The following is a 26,068-nucleotide window of genomic DNA, read 5'->3' as shown; positions in this document are numbered from 1 at the left end:
TCTCATCGAGGGGTTTCTTACGCGGGGTTACGCCGAACCCGGTATCGGTCTTTAGCCCATCATGAGTGAGAGAGCAAAGGACCAGACGCAGACCAGACCCAGCAGAATAGCGCTGTACTTGATGGACATGGAGGTGATCTTCGATTCTTCGCCGGCGCTGTTCACAGCCGCCGCCGCAATCGCAATGGACTGCGGGGAAACAATCTTACCCATCACGCCACCGGCGGTGTTTGCGGCAACGAGCAGGGTCGGGTCAACAGCAATCTGGGCTGCGGTGGTGGACTGCAGACCCGCGAAGAGCACGTTAGCGTTGGTCACCGAGCCGGTCACGAACACGCCAATCCAACCGATAATCGGGGACAGCAGCGGGAAGACCGGGCCTGCTGCCGCGAGCGCGAGCGCAATGGAGGTGGTCATACCAGCGTAGTTCATCACGTTAGCCACGGACATGACCAGGCAGATCATGAGGATCGGCATCTTCAGCTGGTTCCAGGTGCCGCCGAGTTCTTCGAAGGCTTCGCCCCAGCTGATGTTCGAGGTCAGGACGGTAATGATTGCAGCCACCAGAATTGCGGTGCCGGATGCGCCCAGGGTGTTCCAGGAGAACATCGCGGTCACGGTCTTGCCGGCACCGGTGGTGATGGCTTCGTGAATGCCGGGGATGGGGAACGCCAGGGTTGCGGCACCGAGCAGGCCGTTGGTTGCGAAGATCGGCTTCAGTGCGGTGGACCAGAGCAGGATGGTTGCGGAAAGGAAGATGAAGGGGCTCCACGCCTTAACGATCTCAGCGCCGGTGTGCATGACGCTCTGCTGAGCCTGAGCTTCTTCGAGGCTGGGTGCGGTGGATTCGCGGTAGATGTGCTTGGGCTGCCACTTCTGCATCACGAGCGCCAGGGCGACCAGGGAGAGTAGCGGCGGGATGATGTCGACTAGTTCAGGCGAGCCGAGCAGCATCAGGATGGCCACCTGACCGCCGGAGAAGATCACGCCGGTCATAAGCGCTACGAGACCGACTTCGCGGATGCCGCGCATACCGTCCTGGATTGCGACCATCAGCAGCGGCACGAAGGCGACGAAGATCTGCAGTACCGGAACCATGCCTGCGGACAGGTGTGCGGTGTCCAGGCCGCCAACCTTAGCTGCGGTGGTCACGGGGATACCGATAGCGCCGTATGCGCCGGATGCGGCGTTAGCTACCAGCGCCAGCATGGATGCTTTGAGAGGGTTGAAGCCCAGGGATACCAGCAGTGCAGCAGAGATAGCGATCGGGATACCGAAGCCTGCCGCGCCTTCGATGAAGCCACCGAAGCAGAAGGCGATCAGCAGCACCTGGATGCGCTGGTCGTTCGAGATGGAGGAGACGGAGGAACGCACGATGTCGAAGTTACCGGCGCGCACGGCAATGCGGTAGAGCCACACAGCCATGAGCACGATCCAGCCGATGGGCCATGCGCCCGAAAGGAAGCCGGAGAGGATGGAACCGGCACCTGCGGTGATGGGCAGGCCGAAGATGGCACAACCGATGATGAGGGTGGTGACGAGGGTCAGCAGTGCTGATTTGAGGCCGCTGAGTTTCAGGACGGTCAGACCCAGCAGGAAGAGGACGATGGGCGCTGCGGCAACCAGTGCGGAGAGCACCGGTGAGTTCAGCGGGTCATAGGTTTGCTGCCACATTGGGGCGGGTGTTCCTTTCGGTCTGTGTGTATTAGCGGTCGCTTCTTCCGATACGGCTCCCGTGCTGTATGGAAGCGCTAGGCCGCATAAAACCGATGGGTTCCTCCGCTATGTGGCGGAGTGGCCCATCGGTGAAGCGTTATGGTCATCAGTTCTCAGGGGCTGAAGTTGTTCCCTGGTTTTAACTGAAAGAAAGCGGGATTATTCCCGCTAACTAGGTGCTCATGACTTTATCTGTCTAAGCTAGCAGGTCTCCTAGTGGAGTTCAGGATAGGATAACCTTAAGTGTGCACAAACGATATTTATGTGCATATTTACACTCCTTGGTATTCGCTCCTCACCGCTCCCCTTCGAACCACCAACTGCGCCTCCCTAGCAATCCTAGATAACGCAAAAGCCCCTCCTACCGAAGTAGAAGGGGCTTTCGCTCAACCGTGTCGCGGGCACCTCACGCTCAAAGAAAGCGAGCTACACGCATCGGGTTCTCACGCTGTTTAGAGGCCGACCAGAGACAGGACGTAAACCCAAACACAGGTGATAGCCAGCAGAGCTGCACTGTACTTGATCGCCATGGAGGTAATCTTCGATTCCTCGCCTGCGCTGTTCACAGCAGCAGCTGCAATTGCGATGGACTGCGGGGACACGATCTTCGCCATCACACCACCGGCGGTGTTAGATGCAACCAGCAGGGTCTGGCTGACGCCAATCTGCTGTGCGGTGGTAGCCTGCAGGCCAGCGAAGAGGATGTTGTTATTCACCACGGAGCCGGTCACGAACACGCCGATCCAACCGATGATCGGGGACAGCAGCGGGAAGATTGCGCCCACAGCGGCAACAGCCAGTGCGATGGAGGTAATCATACCTGCGTAGTTCATGACGTTAGCAACGGACATGACCAGGCAGATCATGAGGATCGGGGTCTGCAGCTGCTTCCAGGTGCCGCCGAGCTCCTCGATAGCCTCACCCCAGCTGATGGAGGAGGTCAGGATGGTGATGATGGTAGCCACCAGAATTGCGGTACCGGATGCGCCCACAATGTTCCAGGTGTAGGTCACGTCGATAGGCTTGGGGGTTGCAACAATCGGTGCCGCCTGCGAGATGCTCTGGTGCAGCCAGGGCAGGGGGAAGGAGATGTTGGTGAAGCCGAGCGCGCCCTTAGCAGCGAAGACGGGCTTCAGAGCGGTGGACCAGAGCAGAATCACGACGGACAGGTAGACGAAGGGGCTCCAAGCCTTGAGGATTTCGCCACCGGTGTGCTTGACGCTCTGCTGAGCCTGAACTTCTTCCAGGGAGGGAGCGGTGGGCTCGCGGAAGATGTGCTTGGGCTGCCACTTCTGCATGACCAGCGCCAGAGCGACCAGTGCCAGCAGCGGCGGGATGATGTCAACGAGCTCGGGGTTACCCAGGGCTGCGAGCAGAACGGACTGGCCGCCGGAGTAGATAACGCCGACCATGAGAGCTACCAGACCGACTTCGCGGATACCGCGCAGACCGTCCTGAATAGCGACGAGCACCAGGGGAATCAGGCCCGCCATGATCTGGATAACCAGGACCATTTCGATGGACAGTGCATGCAGGTCCACGCCGCCGCGGGTTGCCGCGGTGGTCACGGGGATGCCGATAGCGCCGTATGCACCGGAGCTCACGTTAGCAATCAGCGCGAACATTGCGGCCTTGAGCGGGTTGAAGCCCAGGGACACGAGCAGTGCAGCACAGATAGCAATCGGGATACCGAAGCCTGCAGCGCCTTCAAGGAAGCCGCCGAAGCAGAATGCGATCAACAGCATCTGGATGCGCTGGTCGGTAGAGATGGAGGAGATGGAGGAGCGAACAATTTCGAAGCCGCCGGAACGCACAGAAATGCGGTAGAGCCACACTGCCATGAGCACGATCCAGCCGATGGGCCACATGCCCGAGAGGAAGCCGTAGAGGATGGATCCTGCACCTGCGGTGACGGGCATACCGAAGATGCCGCAACCGATCACGAGTGCGAGCGCCAGGGAGATGACGGCAGATTTAATACCGCTGAGCTTCAGGACGGTGAGGCCCAGAAGGAAGAAAATAATCGGGACTGCTGCTACGAGTGCGGAGAGTGCGCTCGAGTTCAGCGGGTCGTAGACTTGCTGCCACATGGTTTATTGTGTTCCTTTCCACGCCCACGGGGGCGGGATCGAGTTTGCCGTAAAACCTTCCCAGCGACGCTTGTGGCGGCGTGTGTGCCGTGTGTTGCAGGTGCGTGCACCTAGCTGTTTGATGCGTTAGGGACGCTATCCCTTGGGGATATATGCCTTCACTTGGGTTCGTGTTGGTTTTGCGGTTATGAAATTTAGTGTGTTGAAACGGCGTTTTTGTCACAGAAACCTAAATATTCCTTGATTTGTCAAGGGAATTTCAGGGGCAGGATAATGAATCTCTAATCCCAAAAACGCAATTCCTTGTGTACCCAATGTACCACCGAACACCCACAAAATCGGGCATATTCCAACATTTAGATTCAAGCTCATAATTGCAACCTAACCTAAAGCCCACCCCGGGTTGAGGGCTTACCCAGCCTCTCTCCCCCGCTATTACAAGGGAACAAGGGTCCGCCAAAGCCCTGCCAGAGCACGCAGCGCCTCGGGAACATTCAAACCGACACAACCCAGCCCCGCACCATCAATCCCCGCGAACCCCTAAACGGCATACAAAAAGCTCCGGAAGGAAAAACCTTCCGGAGCTTTATCCGTCGGGTTGACAGGATTTGAACCTGCGACCCCTTGACCCCCAGTCAAGTGCGCTACCAAGCTGCGCCACAACCCGATTCGTTATTCACGATATTGTTTTCAAGGTTTCCCCTGAACACTCGAATAACTATACCGGGCTTTCAACCCCCACGCAAGCCAGAATCCCTATTTTTAGAAAAAATCTTAAAAATCTTTTCCTCACGGATTTCCTTGCAGATTTTCCGTACAGAATCCAGCGCGCGGGGGCCAAACCTAACAAGAGCCAGCCTAGCAAGGGGCCAGCCCAGCAACACGGCATCAAGCAGACACCCCGCTACTAGCGGCGGCCGCCCTTACCCTTCTTAGCCTTCGCGCTCTGACGCTCACCCAAGGAGCGGCGCTCACGCACACGCATCGAAATCTCAATCGGAGTACCCGTGAAATCAAAAGTCTCACGCAGACGACGCATAATGAAGCGACGGTAACCCGGATCCAAGAAACCGGTAGTAAACAGCACGAACTTCGGCGGACGCGAAGACACCTGAGTACCGAAGAGAATACGCGGCTGCTTACCACCACGCAGCGGGTGCGGATGCGCGGCAACAATCTCGCCCAGGAACGCGTTCAGGCGACCGGTCGGAATACGCGAATCCCACGACTCCAGCGAGTGCTCCAGGGCGGGCACCAGCTTGTCCTTGTGCCAGCCGGTCTTCGCCGAAATGTTCACGCGAGGAGCCCACTGCACGTGCGCCAGGTCGCGCTCAATCTCGCGCTCAAGCATGTAGCGGCGGTCCTCATCGAGGGTATCCCACTTATTGAATGCCAGGACCATCGCACGACCCGAATCAATCACGGTCTGCACGATACGCACATCCTGCTCAGAGATCGGCTCGGAAACATCCAACAGCACCACGGCAACCTCAGAGCGCTCCAGAGCAGTCTGAGTACGCAGCGAAGAGTAGAACTCCGCACCCTTAGCCATGTGCTGGCGACGGCGAATACCCGCGGTATCCACAAAACGCCAAGGGTAGCCGCCCAGCTCAATAATCTCGTCAATCGGGTCACGAGTCGTACCAGCCAGGTCATTCACCACGGCACGCTCAGAACCAGCCAGCTTATTCAGCAGCGACGACTTACCCACGTTCGGGCGACCCACCAGAGCCACACGACGCGGGCCACCCAGCGCCTCCGGCTGAGCAAACTGCGAGTGCTCCGGCATGACCTCAAGGATCTCGTCCAGAGCATCCGCCAGGCCACGACCGTGCAGACCCGACACCGGGAACGGCTGACCCATACCCAGCGACCAGAGGTTATAAATCTCCGGCTCCAGGTGAGCGTCGTCAATCTTGTTAGCAATCAGAATGATCGGCTTCTTCACGCGGCGTAGCATACGCACGATCTGCTCGTCCGAAGCGGTCACACCCACGCGAGCGTCAACCACCAGGACCACAACATCGGCCTGCTCCACAGCAATCTCAGCCTGCTCAGCAACCTGAGCGTCAATACCGCGAGCGTCAGACTCCCAACCACCGGTATCAACCAGGGTGAAGCTCTTACCCAGCCACTCAGCCTTATAGGACACGCGGTCACGAGTCACACCCGGCTTATCCTCAACCACCGCTTCACGGCGGCCCAGAATACGGTTAATGATGGTCGACTTACCCACGTTCGGGCGGCCAACAATCGCCACTACCGGATCAGCGAGCTGCTCTTCCTCATCCTCAATGTCGAAGCCCCAAGCACCCAGCAGGGCGCGGTCCTCTTCATCCAGGTCGTAGTCCTCAAGACCCTCAAGAAGAGCCTGAGCACGCTGATCAGCGGTCTCATCATCAATCTCAGCGAGGCGCTCGATAACGTCGTCCTCGCCACCGCCCAGGTACTTATCTTCGTAATCGTCGCGGATAGCGTCCTCAGCCATGCGCATTCCTTTCTCTACCCGCCCCACGCCCAACCCGAGGGTCAGCACGCGAGCGCGGCTCAACGTCTTATCGGGAGCGGATGCACCACTCCCCCAGCGTTTCGGCGGGGCCTAGCCCGCGCGCTTCGCCTTCAACTGGTCATTCACAGCGTTAATCACTGCAGAGACCGTCGCATTAAAATCAAGATCCGAGCTGTCCACCAGGGTCACGCCCTCGGCAGCTTCCATAAAGTTATTGACCTTCGAATCCTTCGCATCACGCTCAGCGATCTGCTTGCTCAAGTCACCCGAAGCGCCGGACTTCTCCGCGTTCTCCAGGCCGCGGCGCGCCATGCGCACCTCTTCAGAAGCAGTCAGCAGGATGCGCGCATCAGCGTCGGGAGCAACCACGGTAGTGATGTCGCGGCCCTCAGCGACCATGCCGTTAATAGCGTGGTTAATCATCCAACGCTGCAGGCCAATCAGGTGCTCACGAACCGCCGGAACCGAAGCCACAGCAGACACCGCCGAAGAAATGCGCTCGCTACGAATCTCCTCACGGATATCGGTCGAGCCCATCAGAATCTCTTCTTCCTTAATGTTCGTACCGAACACCAGGGGCATCTCCTCGACAGCCTTCACGATCGCCTCAGCGTCGTTCAGGTCAACGCCAAGTTCCAGCACACGGTAGGTTGCGGCACGGTACATTGCACCGGTGTCCAGGTACGCCAGGCCAAAGTGGCGTGCAACTTCCTTAGACACAGACGACTTACCGGAACCGGAAGGACCGTCAATAGCAATCGTCAGTTTAGGGTTCTCGTGCATCAGCACTCCTTAAAATTCGTCTCAAACTTTATGCCGGAAAATACAGCTTTAACTCTACTTCACAACGCGCCAACCGCGAGCCGACAAATCGCGGACCAGCGCCTCATGAATAGACGGATTGACCGAGATTTCAGCCATACCCACCGGGGCACCCGTCGAGTGCTCCAGACGCAAATCCTCAAGGTTCGCGCCCAGCTCACCAATTTCGGCAAGCAAACGAGCCAGCGTGCCGGGGGTGTCGTCCACCAGCACCGTCATCTTCGCGAACGCGGCGGGGGCAGTACCGTGCTTACCCGGAATACGGCTCACGCCCGCGTTGCCTTCGCTCATCAGCTGCGCCAAATCCAGGCGAGCGCCGGAAGCCGTCGGGTTCTCCAGCGTCGCGATGAGGCGGTTCAGGTCATCACGCACACCGTAGAGAGTCTGCACAATCGGGTCAGCGTTCGCCGCAAAAATCTGCACCCACAGCGTCGGGTCTGAAGCCGCGATACGCACCGTATCGCGCAAACCCTGACCCGCCAGGGACAGCGCATACAGCGGAGTGTCCTGCAGACGCGAAGCCAACAGCGAGCTCATCGCCTGCGGCACATGAGAAATCAGGGCAACCGTCTGATCATGCTCCTCAACGCCCAGAGAAGTCACAATCGCGCCCAGCTCCACCGCCACAGAACGCACCAGACGCACACACTCGGGGCGAACCGAATTGTGCTCGCAGATGATCCACGGACGCGCCTGGAACAGCTCACCGCGAGCAGCCACCGGGCCAGACTTCTCACGTCCAGCCATCGGATGCGAACCCACGTAACGGGACGCATCCGCACCCGAGGCAAGCACATCAGCCAGCGGCTGCACCTTCACCGAGGCAACATCCGTCACCACGGCGCCGGGGTAGCCCGCCTCCGGTCGAGGCGCATAGGTGTTCAACGCGCGAGCGCACACGGCACCGGCACTATCCGGAGGCGCAGCCACCACCACCAGCTGCGGGGCGAAGGCGGTGCGCTCCTCCTCCGACAGAGTGGAGAAACTTGTACCGGCACCGATATCCTGCGCCACAGCCTCGGCGGTGGGTGAAATATCTTGGACGTACACGTCCTCGCATCCTGCCGCACGCAACCCCAAACCAATAGAGGCACCCAGCAGACCCGAGCCGATAATGAGCACCGGCCCGGTCAGCGTTGAGTCCATGGGCAGCTCAGATGCGGAAAGCTCAGCGGGCGAGCTCATGACAACTCCTTAGCGTTATTACATGTCCACCGAAGCGAGCAGGTGACCGATCTCGACCTTGGAGAGGTTACGGACGGTACCCTGCTTCTGCGAACCAATACGGATCGGGCCCATCTCAACGCGGACCAGGCGCTCAACCGGGTAACCGACAGCGTCGAAGAGGCGGCGCACAATGCGGTTCTTACCGGAGTGGATGGTCACCTCAACGAGCACGTGGCCGGGGGTGGAGTCCACCAGCTTGAACTCGTCCACGCGGGTCACGCCGTCTTCCAGGCGAATACCCTTCTTCATGGCTGCGCCGACGCCGGGCTCCATGGGGCCGGGAACCTGCACCAGGTAGGTCTTGGGCACCTCGTAGGAGGGGTGGGTGAGGCGGTTCGCCAGTTCGCCGTCGTTGGTCAGCAGCAGCAGACCTTCGGTTTCGACGTCCAGGCGGCCCACGTGGAATACGCGCTCGCTCATGGAGGAACGCAGGAAGTCGGAGATGCAGGGGCGACCTTCGGGGTCTTCCATGGTGGAGACCACGCCGGCGGGCTTGTTGAATGCCATGTAGACGAGCTTGTCGTTGGTCTGAACGGTCATGCCGTCCACCTGCACGGTTACCTTGGAGGGGTCCACGCGCACACCCAGCTCGGTCACGACTTCACCGTTGACGGTAACGCGGCCTTCGGTAATCATTTCTTCGCAGACGCGGCGGGATGCCACACCGGCCTGAGCCAGCAGCTTCTGCAGGCGCACGCCGTCGTGGTCGTAGAACTCGTAGTGGTCTACCGGGGCGTTGCGGGGGCGGCGGGGGCGGTGCGGGCCAGCGTAGTTGCTGACGCGGTATTCGCCGCGCTCGTTTGCGAAGGCTTCGCCGGAGCGGTAGGGGCGGCCCGGTGCGCGGCGTTCGCGCTTGGGCAGTTCGGTGCCGCGGCCTCGACCTGCGCGGCCTGCGCCGAACTTCTTCTCCCCAAACTTCTTGTCACCGAACTTCTTCTCGCCGAAGCCCTTTGCGCCGCCCTTGCCTGCGCCACTCTTCGGTGCGCCGGGGCGACCGCCGCGTGCGGATGCGCCCTTAGCGCCGGGCTTACCGCCCTGACCGGGACGAGCAGCGCCGGGACGGCCACCGCGGGAGTTCTGGGGGCGACCGGATGCAGAGCGGCCGCCGCGGGAGGAGTTTCCATATGCCATGGTGTTCTTCTCTTTTCTGTCGTATAGTGCGAACGTTTCAGGCTTTTCCAGAACGTTCGTTCGTCTTATTGATTCGTTGTCTTAGTCGTTGCCCTCGGCAAGCACTGCGGCTTCCGTGTCATCGGGCAGGAAGGGCGCGAGCGCCGGTAGCTCCTCCAGGGAGTTCAACCCGAGCTTCGCCAGCAGCAGCTCCGTGGTTTCGTAGAGGGTCGCGCCACTTCCGGCTTCTCGACCCGCCTCACGAATCAGCTGCCGTTGGAGCAGCTGACGGATTGCCGCGTCCGCGTTCACGCCTCGAATGGAGGCTACCCTCGCCCTGGTAACCGGCTGCCGGTAAGCAATCACGGCGAGCGTCTCGTAGGCGGGTTTGCTGAGGGTCGCGCTCTTGGAGCGGGTCACGAAGCGTGCCACCCAGGGGGCGAAGTCGTCGCGGGCGTAGAGCTTCCAGCCTCCTGCGATGTTCCGTAGCTGGAATCCGCGCGGTTCGGGCGCCACCCGGTTTTCGTCTTCTCCGTAGCCGCTTTCTTCGCCGTTGTACTCGCGGTACAGCTGGTCGAGCGAGTGCTCAACAGCTCGTTCACTGACGATGAGCGCGGCGGAGAGTTCACGCACGCTCACGGGCGCTTCGGCAACGGCTAGGATTGCTTCGATGGCGCTTTTGACGCCGCCGGGGATTGCCTCGACCTTGGAGAATTCGGCTTCGGCATCGACCGCCACACTGGGTGCGGTGGAGGGGCCTCCCGCCGGAATCTTTGCCGATTTCGCTACCGGTTTCGTTACCGATTCCTTCGACTCGCGGGATGCAGTTTCCTGCGATTCCCCAGAGCTGTCGGAAATGTCGGAACCATCGGAGTCCTCTACCGTTTCAGCGGCTTCAGCCTCCTCCGCATCTTCGGTAACCTCAGCGTCTTCGGTCACCTCATCCAGAGGAGCTGCCGCTACCTCGTACTCAGCCGGCTCAGCGTCCGCCTCAGCAGGCTTTGAGATTTCAGCCTCTGCCGGCGCCGAGTCAGCCTGTTCCGAATCTTCGTCTGCGTTCGGATCCCAGTAGCCCATGTTCACGATGGCAAGGTCGTCAGGGGTGAATTCACGGTCAAAGCGTGAGCCGTGATTACTCATAATCCTCCTCTACCGGTTCCGTGTTAGCTTCAGATTCGTTCGCCTCGGGTGATTCAGGTGCTTCACCGATTTCGTGCGCATCCTGAGTGCCTGCGGCATCTGCGGTGTCTTCGCGGATTACGAACTGTGCGGCACTCGCGCTCGCGCGCACCCGAATGGCTCCGAGCGGCGCGTCCTGTTCTACGTGCAGGGCGCTTTCTTTGTAGAGCTCGAGCAGCGCCAAGAAACGAACCACCGCGATTTCTAGGTCGCCTGATCCCTGTACCAATTCGGCGAAGCTCAGTTCCCGCGCCGCGGTATCGAGCAGGCTGTGCAGAATGTAGTGTTCTTCAGCCGCGATGGTGGTCAGCGGAACGTGCAGGTGGTCGTTGAGTTCTTCAACGATTTCTTCGGGTTCCGGTTCGGGCTCTTTGGGGGTTCGGCTCAGCGCGGCGGCGGCGATGCGGGCGAACTCTTCGGCGCCTCCGGTAAAGACCAGTTCGGGTAGCGCCTGAGCGAATCGTTCTTCGAGGGCTACCTCACGGGGAAAACGCTGCGCTTCCTGCGCCCAGCGTTCGGCAAAAATATCGGCAACTTCGCGGTAGGCACGGTATTGCAACAGACGGGCGAAGAGCAGGTCGCGCGCTTCTAGCAGTGCAACATCCTCTTCGAGGGGTTCACGATGCTGCGGGAGCAGGCGTGCGGTCTTGAGTTCCAGCAGGGTTGCGGCGGTGACCAGAAATTCGCTGGCTTCGTCGAGCGCGCGTTCAGTGCCCTCGGCGTAGAGGGCGTGCAGGTATGCGAGGAACTCGTCGGTGACCTCTGCGAGCGCCACCTCGGTGATGTCGAGTTTGCGGCGCGAAATCAGGGTCAGTAGAAGATCAAAGGGACCCTCAAAATTACTGAGGGTGAGGGTGAAACCGCGTTCCGGGTTCTGCAGGCCGCGGCCCTCAGTCCGGGCGTTCGCGGCGGTGTCTGCGTTCGGTGTCGGTACCCTCACGGCAGCGACGTTCGTGGTCATAAAGACCTATTCTCCTTAGGTTTATTCTCCCCGGCTTTTGTGGTGCCGTCTCAGATGCGGCTGCTACTTCGCCTATTTTTTCGGCGTAAGCAGTGTGCGGGGTCTTTAGAATCCACACAATTATACGCCCTCTACCGGCGCGACTCAAGGGTGAGAGTCACCTCAGCAGAGGGCGTATAGGTTAGGGGGCTTTAGCGTGCGCCGCCCTTGTAAATCAGTTCGCGTGCCACCTGGCGGTATGCTTCCGCGCCGGGGTGGCTGGAGGCGTAGCTGAGAATCGGCTCAGCGGACACCGATGCGTCCGGGAACTTCACGGTGCGCTTGATGACGGTGTCGAAGACCTTGTCGCCGAATGCGTCCACGATGCGCGAGAGCACTTCCTTGGAGTGGATGGTTCGCGCGTCGAACATGGTGGCAAGCACGCCAACAATCTCGAGGTCGGGGTTCAGACGGTCCTGAACCTTCTCGATGGAGTCCACCAGCAGCGCTACGGCGCGCAGTGCGAAGAACTCACAAATCAGCGGAATAATCACGCCTTCGGAGGCGGTCAGCGCGTTGACGGTCAGCAGGCCCAGAGACGGCTGGCAGTCGATGAGGATGACGTCGTATTCGTCGCGGACCTTGCGCAGTGCCGAGGCGAGAACCTGCTCGCGAGCCACTTCGTTGACCAGCTGAACTTCAGCTGCGGAAAGGTCAATGTTGGCGGGCAGCAGGTCGATGTTCTCCACGCCGGTGGGCAGGATGACGTCCTTGATGTCGACCTTGCGGTCCATCATGACGTTGTAGACGGTCAGGTCCAGTTCGTGCGGGTTCGCACCGAAACCTGCAGAGAGAGCACCCTGCGGGTCGAAGTCGACCAGCAGCACCTTACGGCCGCATTCTGCCAGTGCCGCGCCCAGGTTAATGGTGGAGGTGGTCTTACCCACGCCGCCCTTCTGATTCACCATAGAGATAATGCGGGCGGGACCGTGGCTACTCAGCGGAGCCGGGTCGGGGTATACGCGCAGGGGTCGACCGGTGGGGCCGAGTTCTTGAGCCTGAGCTTCAGTCAATGGTTCACCTTCATCAATGAATTCGAAGTTTTAAAGTTTAAGCGTTGTCTATAAGGTTACCTCAAGAGCGGCTGTTCCGCGGATTGACGGGGTTTTATCCCCGTTCGTGAGCACGCGGATGCGCCATGCGGTACACCTCCATGAGCCCCTCGGGCGTGACCTTGGTGTACACCTGAGTGGTGGTGATGGAGGCATGCCCGAGCAGTTCCTGCACCACGCGAATATCGGCGCCGCCCTGTAGCAGGTGCGTTGCGAAGCTATGCCGCATGGAGTGCGGAGAGAAGTCGGAGCTGAGCCCGGCGGCTTCGGCGGCTTCTTTGAGGATGAGCCAGGCGCCTTGGCGTCCGAGTCTGCCGCCTCGTCCGTTGACGAAGAGCGCGGCGGTGCCTTTACCGTGCGCTACGAAGGAGGGGCGGGCACGCACCAGGTAGTCTTGGATTGCTTTTTGGGCGTAGCTACCGATGGGTACGAGCCGTTCTTTATTTCCCTTGCCGAAGAGTCGAACGTAGCCGGGCAGAGTAATCTGGTTGCCGTCTTCATCGGTGAGGGTTCCCTCGAAGTGCACGTCGTCGATATCGGCGTTGAGCATTTCGCTCACGCGCGCACCGGTGGCGTAGAGGAATTCGAGTATGGCTCGGTTGCGTAGCCCGGTGGCAGTTTCGCGGTCGGGTACGGAGAGTAGCCGCTGGATGTCTTCTACGCTGACTGCTTTGGGTAGGCGCTTAACGTTCTTGGGCGGGGTGACCGGTGCCGCCGGGTCGGTGGGCACGATGAGTGCGGAGACCCAGAAGGCGTGTGCGCCGCGGACTGCCGCCATGGTGCGGGCGATGGAGTTCGGTCCCAAGGGTAGGGGCAGGCTCGGTGCGCCTTCAGCGGTTGCCGTTTCTTTGTCCGACTCCCCGGCTTTCTCCGGCTGCCCGGCACGCCCTTTTCCAACACGCCCGTTTCCTGCACCGCGCCCCGATTCGGAGGCGATTATCAGCGCCAGCGATTCTGCGGCTTCTTCCTGTATTTCCTGCGCTTCCCGAGCTTCCTGCGCGTTCTGGTTGTTCTTCTCCCCCGCTTCGAATCCGGCGGCGAATCCGGCAAGGGGCACGGTGGGGGCGGCGAGTTCCCGCAAGAAGGAACGCACCTGCGCGGTGGTGATGCGTTCGGGGTCGATGACGCCGAGGGTCGCCATGTAGGCGCTGTATCGTCGCAGGTCACGCGCGTAGGAGGCGATGGTGTGTTCGCTGCTTCCTCGCTCCACGCGCAGGTGGATGAGGTACTGGTCAATGGCTCTCTGGAGCGGGGTCTGCGCCTCCTGGTGGGAAGCACCCAGGCTAGAAGAACCCCTGTTAGAAGAACCCAGCACGGAGGAACCGGCAGAAGAGGGCACACCAAGCAGACCCGCGCCGCGGGGTGTCTTGCTCGCCGCGCTTTTTGCCTGCTTCACGCTGTCTCCTCTGCCGGTTCTCTTGATATTTGGGTCTCTTGATATTTGGGTTTGCCGTAGGCGGGGCTACTCCCTCGCCCCCTTGTTCGGTTCTTAGTGGTTGCGGAAGTTCTCCGGCTTTTCGCGGCGCTGCCCTATGTAGGGGTGGAACTCCCAGCCGCCCTCGGCGGGGCGCAGGCCTTCAAAGTTCTTCTGCGCAGCCGCGTAGGTGGCGAGTACCGCCTGGATAGCGAGCGCGTTGTGAACCTTTCCGCCCAGTACCAGCTGTACTGCCTCGGCGAGGGGCACCCAGCGGTAGGTCATTTCTGCTTCTTCCTCGGTGCGTTCGCTGCGTTCTTCGGCGGGCAGCTCCGAGAGGTTGCGTGCCAGGTAGACGCGGCCTGCTTCGCTGGTTGCGCCGGGGCTGCTGAAGTAGTCGGTCAGAGCGTTCCAGGTGTCTGCCTGCAGGTCTGCCTCTTCGGCAAGTTCGCGCTGCGCGGCGACCAGGGGGTCTTCACCGTCGATGTCGAGCAGCCCGGCGGGTACTTCCCAGAGGTTCATGCGCACCGGGTGGCGGTACTGGTTGAGCATCAGCAGTTCGTTGTTGTCGTTGAGGACCGCCACGGCGACGGCGCCGGGCATTTCCACGACGTCGCGGGTCAGCACGGTGTTTTTGTTGAGTTCGTACTCTTCAACGGTCGTTTCGATCACGTAGCCGCTGTACTTCACGGTGCGGGTGCGGATGGTGCGTTCGGAGGGTGCATCAATAATCTGCTGGTTGTTGCTCATTCTTTCATTGTAGGCGGCTTCTTAGCCCCGCTACGTTTGGCGCGTCAGGTACGGGCACGGTTTAAAGCACGTTCGGGTTTAAACGAAAGCATCCCGCTGACCCCTGTGCGGGGTGAGCGGGATGCTGAACGTTTGTACCTAGATGTTAGGTACCACGGATGTTAGGCGCCGCGGCGCTCCAGAGCAGCCTTAATCAGGCCGGAGAAGAGCGGGTGCGGGCGGGTCGGACGCGAGCGGTACTCGGGGTGTGCCTGAGTTGCCACGTAGTAGGGGTGTGCCTCTGCGGGCAGTTCCACGTACTCGACCAGCGAGGAGTCCGGGGAGGTACCGGAGATACGCAGGCCTGCTTCTTCAAGCTGCTCGCGGTACTCGTTGTTCACCTCGTAGCGGTGGCGGTGACGCTCTGCAACCTCGGTTGCACCGTACGCCTTAGCAACCTGAGAGCCGGGAACGAGGTTTGCCTTGTACAGGCCCAGGCGCATGGTGCCGCCCAGGTCGCCTGCACCTTCGACGAACTGCTTCTGCTCTTCGATGGTTGCGATGACCGGTACGGAGGTTTCCGGATCGAACTCGGTGGAGGATGCTTCGGTCAGACCCAGTACGTTGCGTGCGTACTCGATGACCATGGACTGCAGGCCGAGGCAGATGCCCAGGGTCGGGAGCTTGTGCTCGCGTGCGTACTTGAGGGCGCCGATCTTGCCATCCAGGCCGCGGATGCCGAAGCCGCCGGGCACGAGGATTGCGTCCATGTTGCGCAGCTGGTGGTCTGCATCTTCGTCGGTTGCGCACAGGTCCGCTGCAACCCACTTGATGTTGACCTTCACGTTGTTTGCGAAGCCGCCGGCGCGCAGAGCCTCGGAGACGGACAGGTATGCGTCGGGCAGGTCGATGTACTTACCGACCAGGCCAACGTTGACCTCTGCTGCGGGGCGGTGCACTGCGTCGAGCAGGCGGTCCCACTGGGTGAAGTCCGGTGCGGGAGCTTCAATGCCGAAGTAGTCGAGGATGTAGTCGTCGAGCTTCTGGCTGTGCAGGGTCTTGGGGATGTCGTAGATGCTGGGTGCGTCGGCACAGGAGATGACTGCGTCGGTGTCCACGTCGCATGCGTTACCGATCTTGGAGCGGTGCGATGCGGGGACCTCACGCTCACAGCGCAGAATCAGACCGTCAGGCTGGATGCCCAGGCCGCGCAGTGCTGCGACGGAGTGCTGGGTCGGCTTGGTCTTGAGCTCGCCGGAGGGGCCGATGAAGGGCACCAGGGAGACGTGCAGGAAGAAGACGTTCTTGCGACCGACATCGCGGCGTACCTGGCGTGCTGCTTCCATGAAGGGCAGGGACTCGATATCGCCGACGGTACCACCGATTTCGGTGATGATGATGTCGGGTGCGTTTTCAATTTCCGCTGCGTGACGCATGCGGGCCTTGATTTCGTCAGTAATGTGAGGGATAACCTGGACGGTGTCGCCGAGGTATTCGCCGCGGCGTTCCTTTGCGATGACGGAGGAGTAGACCTGGCCGGTGGTCACGTTTGCAGACTGGTCGAGGTTCTCGTCCAGGAAACGCTCGTAGTGTCCGATGTCGAGGTCGGTTTCAGCACCGTCGTCGGTGACAAAGACTTCACCGTGCTGGAAGGGGTTCATCGTACCGGGGTCGACGTTCAGGTAGGGGTCGAACTTCTGCATGGTCACGGAGAGGCCACGTGCGCGAAGAAGCTGACCGAGGGAAGAGGCCGACAGGCCCTTACCGAGAGAAGATGCAACGCCGCCGGTCACGAAAATCTGGCGGGTTACCTTGTCGTTAGAGGACGCATTCAGAGCGTTATTTTTTTCATTCACCACGGAATTCAAGCCTACCATTTTCTTGTCTGCTATCCAAGCAGAGGGTTATGCCGCGAGAGGATTCTCTCAGGCAATGTACCCTCCCCTATTTATCCTTATCACCACTGTAAACGGAGCCGGGGCTTTAATATTCCCGCCGCGCCGTATAGAAGCACGTGTAGGAGCATTCACAGAGTATCTCACATCCTCTGTCCTCCATGCGCCCCAGTTGGTCATCTGTGCGGGATGCACCGATAACTTTCTGAGGCATTTTCGCGTTTCTCAATATCTTTAGTGGTCTGTTCGCCGAAAGGTACCTCTTCCTGACCTTCGGTCATCGCTACTATTCGCCGAGGTTTAGCGTCCCTGCGGTACTTCCCTACCGGCTGCCAGCAGCTCTCGGGCGTGTTCTCGCGCCGATTCTGATTGGTCGTGACCGGAGAGCATTCGCGCCAGCTCCACCACGCGTTCCTCTTCGGAAAGCACCTTGACCTTCGAAAGAGACGCGTCATCATTCTTCAGCACCAGGATGTGCTGATCCGCGAAGGCGGCAACCTGCGGCAGGTGAGTGACCACCAGAACCTGCACGTGTCGGGCGAGCATAGCGAGGCGGCGGCCGATTTCGATGGCAGCCTTACCGCCCACACCGGAGTCCACCTCGTCGAAGATGAAGGTCGGGACCGGGTCTACTTCGGCAAGCACTACTTCCAGGGCGAGCATGACTCGGGAGAGCTCACCGCCGGAGGCACCCTTACCGAGCGGGCGCGGTACGGCGGTTCGGTGCGGTGCCAGCATGAAGGTCACGGTGTCTCGACCGTGCACCGAGAACTTTTCAGCTTCGGCGACCTCCACAACCAGGGAGGCGTTCGGCATGGCAAGAGCGGTGAGCTCTTCACTGACGGCGTCCGCCAGTTTCTGCGCGGCGGCACGGCGCAGGGCGGTCAGCTCTTCTGCTTGGGCGCCGAGCACCTTGCGTAGCTGCACCAGCTCGGTTTCCAGGGTTTCCTGTCGCTGCGGGTCGTCCACCAGAGTCTCGAGGCGTGCACGGGATTCTTCGGCCCATTCGAGGACCTCGGCAATGTCGGCACCGTACTTGCGGGTGAGGGTCGCCAGCTGGGCGCGGCGAGTCTGCACCTGCGCCAGGCGTTCGGGGCCTTCAACATCCAGGGACGCCATGTATGAAGATAAATCCGAGGAGATGTCGGTGGTCAGAATCAGCAGCTCATTGACGCGTGCGGCGAGGGAGGCAAGCTCTTCATCAGCATCTGCCTGTGCCTGTAGCGCGGAGCGGCTTGCATCGAGCAGGCTCATGACGCTCTGCTCATCGCCGGTGGAGTATTCGCTACCGCTCAGTGCTGCGGAGGCGGTTGCCGAGGCAATGCGTAGCGCCTCCACATTCATGAGCTTCACCATTTCGGCTTTGAGCTCTTCTTCTTCCCCGGCCTGCGGGTTGACGGCACTGATTTCTTCGAGGGCGCCCTGCAGGGTCTGCGCTTCGAGGGCTCGTGCTCGGGAGTTTTCGCGCACTTCCTTCAGCTCTGCGGCGGCGGCGCGGTATCGCTCGTAGTTTTCGCGGTACTTCTCAAGCAGGTTGGCGAGCTCTTCGCCGGCGTACAGGTCGAGGGACTGGCGCTGCTCTGCCGCAGATTTGAGGCGCAACTGATCGGACTGGCCGTGGACCGCAACAAGAGTCTGGCCAATCTGAGACAGGGTTCCGATGGGTGCGGAGCAACCGCCGACGTGGGCGCGGGAGCGTCCCGATGCGTTGACGGTGCGTGCCAGAAGCAGCTCGGAGGTCTGTTCGTCGATGTCTTCGGCGGTGCCGCCGGCTTCTTCGGCAAGCTCAAGGGCGCGGTGCCCGTGGGGCAGGCGAATCACTGCTTCGGCAAGGGCGCTCTTGGCGCCATTGCGCACGCTGGTGGCGTCGGAGCGGGCACCCAGGAGCATACCAAGGGCGGTGACGACCATGGTTTTACCTGCGCCGGTCTCACCGGTCAGCACGGAGAATCCGGGTTCGAGGGGGAGCCTCGCATCGGTGATGATACCGAGGTCTCGAATATGGATTTCCTCAATCACGAACGTTCATTCCTTTTCTTTAGTGCTTCTCGGTATCCTGCGGGCCGCGCCAGCCACGGATCGGAAGCTCAAATTTACGCACCAGTCGCTCCGAGAAGGGAGCCGGGTGAATACGGGCGAGCAGCACCGGTTTTTCGGAGCGTCGCACTTCAATACGGGAGCCGGGGTCTAGTTCCACGGTTCGGCGACCATCGCACCAGAGCACGCCGGAGGCGCCGTTTCCGGGCATCATTTCTACCGCCAGGGTGGAGGTCGGCGCTGCTACCAGCGGGCGCGCGAAGAGCGCGTGAGCCGAGAGCGGCACCATGAGAATTGCTTCAACTTCGGGCCAGACGACCGGGCCGCCACCGGAGAAAGCGTAGGCGGTCGAACCGGTAGGGGTTCCCATGACCACGCCATCGCAGCCGAAGCTGCTGAGCGGGCGGCAGTCCACCTCGATAATGACTTCAATCATTTTTTCGCGGTTACCCTTTTCAACGCTTGCTTCATTCAGAGCCCAGTCGCTATGCACGCGCTTGCCGTCGTTCCAGACTTCCACGTCAATCGCCATGCGTTCTTCAACGGTGTATTCGTTGTTGACGATGCAACGAACGGTTTCGGTCAGGTCGCTCTCTTCGGATTCGGCGAGGAAGCCGACGTGTCCGAGGTTCACGCCAATGAGCGGAACGCTGGTTCGGCGCACCATTTCGGCGGCGCGAAGAATCGAGCCGTCACCACCAAGCACCACACCGAGTTCAATATCGATGAGCGCCACGGATTCGTGCACGACCTGCACGGGGACGGGCTCGTCCCAGTTTTCACTCAGAGTCTCCAGATCAGAGCGAGTCATGACGGGCGCAAGTCCCGCTTCGTAGAGCTGGGTGCACGCCTGGCGGGCGGCATCTCGTGCTTCTTTTCGTCCCACGTGGGCGAAGACGAGAATCTTTCGGTGATGCTGCTCTGCAGAGTCCCCGTAAGCATGGCGTGCGCCAGTAGCAGCTGTCTCCTGCGTTGCACGGCTTTCTTGTTCTACCATTACGACTCTCTCCCATCAGTATTGAGCATCAGTGTTGGGTCGGTGATGCTAGGGTGTTGAGATGGTGTATCTACACCTATCATACCGAATATGTTCTCGAAGATTTTCTAAAGAGCTATATTTTTAGAAAATTATTTCGAATAGCGTACAGCTGGGGTATCTCTAAAATACCTGTAAAAAATACCTGCGAATAGCGCGGCAGCCTGAGAAAGCCCCGCCCTCAACGCGTCCTGCGTTACCGAGCGGTTTCTCTCAGACTGCCTTAGCACTATTTATTTTCGGCACTATATTTACTTTCGACACCGTTGAATAGGGAGTTGTAAAAAAGTTCCCTTAGCCTGCACAACAAGATAATTTCGAAATATCTTTATCGAACGTAAGTGCAACTAATTTTAGCCCTTCAGCCATTGTTAAATATGGTGCTAGGGTTTCTGTTAAATCTTCTATCGTTAAGCCAAATTTAACAGCTAATGATGCTGCATAGATGACATCTCCTGCATTTTCAGATACAATATGAACCCCTAATACTTTTAGTGTTTCTGCATCTGCTACTAGTTTAAATACACCGGTTGTTTCACGGTTTACAATTGCTCTTGGAACAGCATCTAAAGGTAATACAGATGTCTTCACATCATACCCTTTCTCTTTTGCTTGTTCTTCTGTTAAACCAACCGTTGCAACCGTCGGATTCGTAAACGTAACAGCAGGAACTACCGATAAATCTATTTTTTTGTTTAATCCACCAATAGCATTATCAGTAATAATTCCACCTTCATAGGCTGCTACATATACAAATTGTGGTCCTAAAGTCACATCTCCTGCTGCATAAATCTTTTCATTACTTGTTTGACCAAAATCATTGATCAGGATTTCATTATTTTTTCCAGTTTCAACACCTGCTGCACTTAAATTTAAAGAATCCGTATTTGGTTTTCTTCCAGTGGCAACAAGTAACTGATCTGATTCAATGACTTCTCTACTGCCATTTACTGTTACGTAAACCCTTTTTATCTCTCCACTTTGTTCAACACGCTCAAAAGTTGCCCCTTTGACAAGGTTTATACCCTGTTCAATTAACGCTTTTTCAACTGACTCTGAAATCTCAGGATCATACTCCTTTAAAAGTCGCTCACTTCTTTGCATAAGCGTTATTTCTGAACCTAAATGATGAAATAGTTGTCCAAGCTCCATTCCAATGTATCCTGAACCAATTACAGTTAATCGTTTTGGTATTTTCTTTAACTCAAGAAGTGTTGTACTAGTTAAATAGTCCATTTTTTCAAGTCCTGAAATTTGGGGCAACGAAGGCGATGCACCTGTTGCAATTAAAAAGCGTTTTGCAGATAACTTTGTCCCATTGACCTCAACCGTACTAGCATCAACGAATTTTGCTTCACCTTTAATTAAATCAAAATTATATTCATCAATTAAATCCATATATTTTTGATTCCGAAGTTCGCTCACCAATTTATCCTTTTGCGTGATTAAACTAGCTAAATCCACTTCTCCAGCGGATGTTTGTAAACCTATAAACGGATTGTCTTTTGATAAATGATTGATTTCCCCTGCCCTAAGAAGAGTTTTTGACGGAACACAGCCAATATTCACACAGGTTCCCCCAACCGTTCCACGCTCAATCATTCCAACTTTTGCACCGTATTCTATAGCTTTAATTGCCGAAGAAAAGGCAGCAGCACCAGAACCAATAATAAGAAGGTCATAATTGCCTTCATTAATTAACGCCACGTTTTCTAGTGATGATACTTCTTCAATTTCTCCGGCTTGGTAATTTGCTTCATCAATCGCCTTTATTGCACTTTCAACCTCAATATCATCGGGCAGTTCAAATACTGCTTCACCACGACGATAACTAGACTCAATATTTTTAGCACCTATCTTTTCAAGTGCTGATTCTACGTGTTTTTCACAACCCGTACAAGTCATTCCTGAAATGTTTACCTTAAATTTATTCATAAAAAAGCTCCTTTCGTTTGTTAATGTTTCTATTATAACATAGTTTCAATTCGTTTTAAATCCTCTATTTGTTTTTGCACTTCCTTTTGTTTTTTAGAAACAAATTCGAACATATCTTGACAACGAACTTCATCTTTATCTACAACACCAAGTAATTTATAAATCTCGCTTAAAGAGAAACCAAGTTCCTGTATTCGTTTAATAAACCCAACACGCTTAACGTCATCATATGAATATATCCGATAACCAGCTTCCGTTCGGTGAGGTTCTTGTAATAAATTTTTTCGCTCGTAATATCTGATCGTTTCTTTATTAACTCCACATTTATCTGCAAACTCACTAATGCGATAAATCATCTTATTTCACCCCCTGAATATTATAAACCATGTACCATAGTACACGGTCAAGTAAATTGGACTATTTTATTTTTTTCCCAAAGTATCACTCGTATGTGATTGATACTTTTATATAATACTATTGATTATCCTAACATCCCACCAGAAAATCCGATTTAAACACCAGTTGTTTTTAAACTATTAAGAAAGTAATTCCACTATATATTCCGAAGACCCTTTATTTTTTGCACCATAGGAAGTACTCTACGTTGCCGTCCTGTCCGGGGAGCGGGCTGGGTTCCATACCCATCACACGCAATCCGTGGCTGACCGCAGATGCCTGAACTTTTTCTACTGCTTCACGGCGGGCGGATTCTTCGTGCACCACTCCCCCACGTCCGATGCGGTGCTTGCCGACCTCGAACTGCGGCTTGACCATGAGCACCAGGTCGCCGCCGGTTTCGGTGGCGTTCGCTAGCGCCTCCATAACCAGGGTCAGCGAGATGAACGAGAGGTCAGAAACCGTCAGTTCGACCTGCCCACCAATGTCTTCGGGCTTCATGTAGCGAACGTTGAGTCCTTCGTACACGCCGACTCGCGGTTCTTCGCGTAGCGTGTCCACGAGCTGCCCGTGTCCGACGTCAACGGCGGCTACGTGGGCGGCTCCTCGACGAAGCAGCACGTCGGTAAAGCCCCCGGTGGATGCTCCCGCGTCCAGGCAACGCTTGCCTTCTACCTCGATTTCGGGGAACGCGTCGAGGGCACCGGCGAGCTTGTGGCCTGCGCGGCTGACGTATTCGGTCAGCTCGCTCTGGCGCACGTAGAGGGTATCCTCCGGGCCCACGAGCATGGACGCTTTGCGCGCAACCTTGCCGTTGACTTGCACGTCTCCTGCCGCGATGAGTTTTGCGGCGAGGGTTCGGGAGCTCACGAATCCGGCTTCGACCAGGTATTTATCGAGGCGCACGGTGTCCTTGTCTTCTTTCTGTCGTCGTCTGGTGACGGGTTATCTAGTGCTCCTCAGAGCATTGCTGGTCTGAGGAGGCACCGCCGCAAACTAGGAGAGGTTTTCGAGGTCCTTCTCCAGTTGCTCACTCATCGTTTCGAGGCGCTTGACGCGCTCTACGGGGTCCATGGCGAGGGTCGCCGCGAGTTGGCGCTCAAATTCGGCGTCAAGCTCAGCGGTTTCCTCCGCCGTGCTATTAGTCTCCGGTTCTTTAGGCACCGGGGATCCCCTGGATGTTGGGGCGTGCACCCTGTTCGGGGTTTGCTGCCCACCATGCTGCGCAGGCTACGCGCCATGCTTCGGCTTCGCTCTCGCTGCCCGCAAATGCTTCGGCGTCTTCAATCTCGGGGCCGGTCAGGCTCAGGTTTTCACCGCGGACTCGTGCCTGCCAGGTGGGGCCGGTTGCGGTGACTTCGTAACCTTCGTAGAGCACCTCAATTTCGGGGTAGGGTGCGAAGAAGTCCTCGAGGGTGCGCAGAATATAGGTCGGACGCTGGTTCGGCACGGCCTCGATGACGTCCTGGTAGGTCTGTACGCCGGTGAGGACGAGGGCACCATCCATCTTTGCGTTGTTCGCGCCGAGGATGTCGGTGTCCAGGCGGTCACCCACGATGACGGGGCGGCTGGAGTTCACGGCCTTTGCCGCGGTGTGGAAGATGGGTGCTTCGGGCTTGCCCGCGACAAGCGGGGTGCGGCGTGAGGCGGTTGCCACTGCCGCAACGAGGGTTCCGTTGCCGGGCGCCTGACCGCGCTCCTTGGGGATGGTCTGGTCGGTGTTGGTTGCGATCCACAGCACATCGGGGTTTGCGAGGGTGTAGGCGGCTTCTGCGAGGTCTTCCCAACCCATCTTCGGGTTGAAGCCCTGGATGAGGGCTACGGGGCCTTCTGCTTCGGTACGTACGGGTTCCAGACCTGCGTCACGCACGCAGTCGGCGAGTGCTTCGGTACCGGTGATGAGTACTTTGGAGCCTGCGGGTACGTGCTGTGCGAGCAGTGCGGCGCCTGCCTGTGCGGAGCTGACGACTCGTTCTGCTCGGGTGTGCACGCCCAGTTCACGCAGGTGCTCTGCTACGGATTCTACGGAGCGCGATGCGTTGTTGGTGACGAAGATGACCGGTACGTTGAGTTCTTCTTCGGCACGGTTGAGCGCTTCGGGTGCACCTTCGATGGCGAAGGGACCCGCGTAGACTACGCCGTCCAGGTCGGAGAGGAGGGCATCGTAGCGGGATAGGAGTGCGTTCGTGGTCATAGAGTGTTCCTCTCGGGGTCTCTGGCGGTTGTTGCTATTAATCGTACCTGTTAGACACTCCAGCGTTGGTGCCTTCGGGCGATTATGTGCAAAACCGCTGGACGCTCTCCCCTGCTTGGGTGTGGCGTCCAGCGGTTTCACGCTGACACTTAGGTCAAGTATTCAGAATTCTTAGATCCTCTGCAGTCTTATTCTGCGGAGGTTTCTTCTGCTTCTTCAGCCTCGGGTGCTTCGGTCTTCTCTTCCTCCGCTACCTCTTCCTGAGCCTCAGGTGCTTCTTCTTCTGCGGAAGCTTCAGCAGTCTCTTCTGCAGGCTCAGTGATTTCTACAGGCTTCTCTTCCTTTTCGAAGAGGCCTGCTTCACCGAACATATCGAAGATTTCGGGTTCTGCGAAGTTACCCTGGCCCAGTGCTGCTTCCGCCATGAAGGCGAGGCGTGCCCAGCGTTCTGCTTCCTGGTTACGGCCTGCGTTAGCCAGCGCGTCGGAGTATGCGCTGAACAGGCGGGGGCTGTACTCGAAGGCACGCTTGGGGTTCAGCTGAGGAATCTGCAGCGCTACAACAGCTTCAGACTTCTTGCCCTGATCGCTGAGGATACCGGATTCAACGATGGCAAGCTCTACGCGCACGTTGGCGGGCAGCTCTTCCTTCTTGAATTCAGCAATCATTTCCTGTGCCTTGGGCAGGCGGCCGAGCGCACGTTCGCAGTCCACCAGCAGTGCCAGGTGGTCTACGGAGCCACTGATACGGCGGTGGGTGCGCAGTTCGCGCAGCGCCAGTTCGAAGTCTTCTGCCACGTATGCGGCTACGCCGACTGCTTCGCGTACTGCCGCAATACGGCCTGCGCTGCGGGATGCAGCGACCGCGTGTTCCAGCGCGAATTCGGGGTCGATGTCGAGGTAACGACCGGCCATGGCGAGGTGCTTTGCAACGGTTTCAGCGTTGCGGGGCTCCAGGGCACGCAGCTGGCGGAAGGTTGCACCGTCCAGCTCGCGACCGGTAATGTCGTCGTCAATTTCCGGAGCCTTGGGCTTTGCGGGGCGGTAGCCTGCACGGCCACCGATGCTGCGTACTTCTTCGCGGGGTGCTTCAGCCTCGGGTCCGTTGGAGCGAGGTGCCTTGGATCGGGATTCGGAGCGACGACCGTCGAACTTCTTGCCTCCGCGGTCGTTACGCTTGAAACCGCCCTTGCCGCCAAAGTTCTTGCCGCCCTTCTTGGAGCGGAAGTCCTTTCCTCCGCTGTTCTTGCGGTGCTGGCGGGGGCCGGAGCCGTTAGACTCGTGACGGGGGGTCTCAGACATGAATCTCCTTGGGAGGTATCCGCCAGTGTGGGCGGGTAGGGTATGCAGTCGATTCGGGCGAACCGCTGCCTGAGGCATCAACTCTATGAGGGGTGCTTAGATACACCCGCTAATGCCTAAACATAAGCCATACCATTCTAGTATAGAGAGCAGCTTCCGTGCACCCATACTGATGGGATGTTAAAGACAAATGGGGAGGCGGTTAGGCCTCCCCAAACAAAAATAGCCCCGGCGAAGCCGGGGCTATTGAATAATAAAGCGGCGATGACCTACTCTCCCACACCCACAAAAGTGCAGTACCATCGGCACAAAGAGCCTTAGCTTCTGGGTTCGGAATGGAACCAGGCGTTTCCCTCTTGCTATAATCACCGCAAACCTACGGGATTGTTATCCAAAAACCATACAGTGAACGCAAACACACAAAAC

At 58.1% G+C, this 26,068-nt stretch carries 20 protein-coding genes, 1 tRNA gene and 1 rRNA gene; all 22 read right to left on the bottom strand.

Annotation, left to right across the window (positions count from 1 at the left end):
- Nucleotides 1–51 precede the first annotated feature (51 nt).
- Nucleotides 52–1,674 carry an L-lactate permease gene (locus AB8C10_RS01965; RefSeq protein WP_368866666.1) on the bottom strand — a complete coding sequence of 541 codons (1,623 nt, stop codon included), beginning with the start codon at nt 1,672–1,674 and terminating at the stop codon, nt 52–54.
- A gap of 494 nt (nt 1,675–2,168) precedes the next feature.
- Nucleotides 2,169–3,806 (bottom strand): L-lactate permease, encoded by a 1,638-nt coding sequence (locus AB8C10_RS01960; RefSeq protein ID WP_368866665.1) that lies wholly within the window; start codon nt 3,804–3,806, stop codon nt 2,169–2,171.
- A 593-nt stretch (nt 3,807–4,399) separates the two neighbouring features.
- Nucleotides 4,400–4,473, bottom strand: a tRNA-Pro gene (locus tag AB8C10_RS01955).
- 240 nt (nt 4,474–4,713) lie between these two features.
- The gene (gene der / locus AB8C10_RS01950; RefSeq protein ID WP_049353025.1) at nt 4,714–6,294 is read right to left on the bottom strand and encodes a ribosome biogenesis GTPase Der; all 1,581 of its coding nucleotides are present in this window, start codon (nt 6,292–6,294) and stop codon (nt 4,714–4,716) included.
- Nucleotides 6,295–6,405: 111 nt separating this feature from the next.
- Entirely contained in the window at nt 6,406–7,098 is a 693-nt protein-coding gene (gene cmk, locus AB8C10_RS01945) for a (d)CMP kinase (protein ID WP_368866664.1), read from the bottom strand.
- A 54-nt stretch (nt 7,099–7,152) separates the two neighbouring features.
- Nucleotides 7,153–8,322: a prephenate dehydrogenase gene (locus AB8C10_RS01940; protein WP_049337512.1), complete on the bottom strand. Its 1,170-nt coding sequence runs from the start codon at nt 8,320–8,322 to the stop codon at nt 7,153–7,155.
- A gap of 18 nt (nt 8,323–8,340) precedes the next feature.
- Nucleotides 8,341–9,495, bottom strand: a complete 1,155-nt coding sequence (locus AB8C10_RS01935) for a pseudouridine synthase (RefSeq protein WP_304192187.1) — start codon at nt 9,493–9,495, stop codon at nt 8,341–8,343.
- 81 nt (nt 9,496–9,576) lie between these two features.
- Nucleotides 9,577–10,614 (bottom strand): SMC-Scp complex subunit ScpB, encoded by a 1,038-nt coding sequence (gene scpB / locus AB8C10_RS01930; protein ID WP_368866663.1) that lies wholly within the window; start codon nt 10,612–10,614, stop codon nt 9,577–9,579.
- Complete coding sequence (locus AB8C10_RS01925) at nt 10,607–11,614, bottom strand: ScpA family protein (RefSeq protein WP_368866662.1); 1,008 nt, start codon at nt 11,612–11,614, stop codon at nt 10,607–10,609. Before AB8C10_RS01925 ends, scpB begins: the two co-directional genes overlap by 8 nt.
- 191 nt (nt 11,615–11,805) lie before the next feature.
- Nucleotides 11,806–12,666, bottom strand: coding sequence for a ParA family protein (locus AB8C10_RS01920; protein WP_368866661.1), 861 nt, complete (start codon nt 12,664–12,666; stop codon nt 11,806–11,808).
- Nucleotides 12,667–12,760: 94 nt separating this feature from the next.
- Entirely contained in the window at nt 12,761–14,101 is a 1,341-nt protein-coding gene (locus AB8C10_RS01915; RefSeq protein WP_368866660.1) for a tyrosine recombinase, read from the bottom strand.
- 93 nt (nt 14,102–14,194) lie between these two features.
- Nucleotides 14,195–14,869, bottom strand: a complete 675-nt coding sequence (locus AB8C10_RS01910; protein ID WP_368866659.1) for an NUDIX domain-containing protein — start codon at nt 14,867–14,869, stop codon at nt 14,195–14,197.
- A gap of 161 nt (nt 14,870–15,030) precedes the next feature.
- Complete coding sequence (locus AB8C10_RS01905; protein ID WP_368866658.1) at nt 15,031–16,725, bottom strand: CTP synthase; 1,695 nt, start codon at nt 16,723–16,725, stop codon at nt 15,031–15,033.
- Between the two features lie 318 nt (nt 16,726–17,043).
- Nucleotides 17,044–18,762, bottom strand: a complete 1,719-nt coding sequence (recN, locus tag AB8C10_RS01900; RefSeq protein WP_368866657.1) for a DNA repair protein RecN — start codon at nt 18,760–18,762, stop codon at nt 17,044–17,046.
- A 19-nt stretch (nt 18,763–18,781) separates the two neighbouring features.
- Nucleotides 18,782–19,777 carry an NAD kinase gene (locus AB8C10_RS01895; RefSeq protein WP_368866656.1) on the bottom strand — a complete coding sequence of 332 codons (996 nt, stop codon included), beginning with the start codon at nt 19,775–19,777 and terminating at the stop codon, nt 18,782–18,784.
- A gap of 333 nt (nt 19,778–20,110) precedes the next feature.
- Nucleotides 20,111–21,751: a mercury(II) reductase gene (merA, locus tag AB8C10_RS01890; protein WP_080977162.1), complete on the bottom strand. Its 1,641-nt coding sequence runs from the start codon at nt 21,749–21,751 to the stop codon at nt 20,111–20,113.
- Between the two features lie 32 nt (nt 21,752–21,783).
- Nucleotides 21,784–22,107, bottom strand: a complete 324-nt coding sequence (gene merR, locus AB8C10_RS01885) for an Hg(II)-responsive transcriptional regulator (protein ID WP_303964325.1) — start codon at nt 22,105–22,107, stop codon at nt 21,784–21,786.
- 217 nt (nt 22,108–22,324) lie between these two features.
- On the bottom strand, nt 22,325–23,053 hold the full coding sequence (locus tag AB8C10_RS01880; RefSeq protein ID WP_049340817.1) for a TlyA family RNA methyltransferase: 729 nt from the start codon (nt 23,051–23,053) through the stop codon (nt 22,325–22,327).
- 90 nt (nt 23,054–23,143) lie between these two features.
- Nucleotides 23,144–23,311 carry a hypothetical protein gene (locus AB8C10_RS01875; RefSeq protein ID WP_005506658.1) on the bottom strand — a complete coding sequence of 56 codons (168 nt, stop codon included), beginning with the start codon at nt 23,309–23,311 and terminating at the stop codon, nt 23,144–23,146.
- Nucleotides 23,304–24,341 carry an HAD-IIA family hydrolase gene (locus AB8C10_RS01870; protein WP_049338478.1) on the bottom strand — a complete coding sequence of 346 codons (1,038 nt, stop codon included), beginning with the start codon at nt 24,339–24,341 and terminating at the stop codon, nt 23,304–23,306. The genes AB8C10_RS01875 and AB8C10_RS01870 overlap by 8 nt, the downstream gene beginning before the upstream one ends.
- A gap of 188 nt (nt 24,342–24,529) precedes the next feature.
- Nucleotides 24,530–25,642, bottom strand: coding sequence for a hypothetical protein (locus tag AB8C10_RS01865; protein WP_368866655.1), 1,113 nt, complete (start codon nt 25,640–25,642; stop codon nt 24,530–24,532).
- 256 nt (nt 25,643–25,898) lie between these two features.
- Nucleotides 25,899–26,015 (bottom strand): 5S ribosomal RNA (rrf, locus tag AB8C10_RS01860).
- Between the last annotated feature and the right edge of the window lie 53 nt (nt 26,016–26,068).

The organism is Rothia mucilaginosa (assembly GCF_964210535.1).
Taxonomy (GTDB): Bacteria; Actinomycetota; Actinomycetes; order Actinomycetales; family Micrococcaceae; genus Rothia; species Rothia mucilaginosa_F.
The sequence above is the reverse complement of the archived record's forward strand: the minus strand, read 5'-3'. Positions and strand labels throughout refer to the sequence as shown.

Excerpts from the sequence above, each read along its gene's own strand:
- AB8C10_RS01960 (WP_368866665.1), bottom strand. The coding sequence starts at position 3,806 with ATGTGGCAGCAAGTCTACGACCCGCTGAACTCGAGCGCACTCTCCGCA.
- AB8C10_RS01935 (WP_304192187.1), bottom strand. The coding sequence starts at position 9,495 with ATGGCATATGGAAACTCCTCCCGCGGCGGCCGCTCTGCATCCGGTCGC.
- AB8C10_RS01910 (WP_368866659.1), bottom strand. The coding sequence starts at position 14,869 with ATGAGCAACAACCAGCAGATTATTGATGCACCCTCCGAACGCACCATC.
- der (WP_049353025.1), bottom strand. The coding sequence starts at position 6,294 with ATGGCTGAGGACGCTATCCGCGACGATTACGAAGATAAGTACCTGGGC.
- scpB (WP_368866663.1), bottom strand. The coding sequence starts at position 10,614 with ATGAGTAATCACGGCTCACGCTTTGACCGTGAATTCACCCCTGACGAC.
- merA (WP_080977162.1), bottom strand. The coding sequence starts at position 21,751 with ATGAATAAATTTAAGGTAAACATTTCAGGAATGACTTGTACGGGTTGT.
- AB8C10_RS01895 (WP_368866656.1), bottom strand. The coding sequence starts at position 19,777 with ATGGTAGAACAAGAAAGCCGTGCAACGCAGGAGACAGCTGCTACTGGC.
- cmk (WP_368866664.1), bottom strand. The coding sequence starts at position 7,098 with ATGCACGAGAACCCTAAACTGACGATTGCTATTGACGGTCCTTCCGGT.
- AB8C10_RS01865 (WP_368866655.1), bottom strand. The coding sequence starts at position 25,642 with ATGTCTGAGACCCCCCGTCACGAGTCTAACGGCTCCGGCCCCCGCCAG.
- AB8C10_RS01870 (WP_049338478.1), bottom strand. The coding sequence starts at position 24,341 with ATGACCACGAACGCACTCCTATCCCGCTACGATGCCCTCCTCTCCGAC.
- merR (WP_303964325.1), bottom strand. The coding sequence starts at position 22,107 with ATGATTTATCGCATTAGTGAGTTTGCAGATAAATGTGGAGTTAATAAA.
- AB8C10_RS01925 (WP_368866662.1), bottom strand. The coding sequence starts at position 11,614 with ATGACCACGAACGTCGCTGCCGTGAGGGTACCGACACCGAACGCAGAC.
- AB8C10_RS01905 (WP_368866658.1), bottom strand. The coding sequence starts at position 16,725 with ATGGTAGGCTTGAATTCCGTGGTGAATGAAAAAAATAACGCTCTGAAT.
- AB8C10_RS01940 (WP_049337512.1), bottom strand. The coding sequence starts at position 8,322 with ATGAGCTCGCCCGCTGAGCTTTCCGCATCTGAGCTGCCCATGGACTCA.
- AB8C10_RS01965 (WP_368866666.1), bottom strand. The coding sequence starts at position 1,674 with ATGTGGCAGCAAACCTATGACCCGCTGAACTCACCGGTGCTCTCCGCA.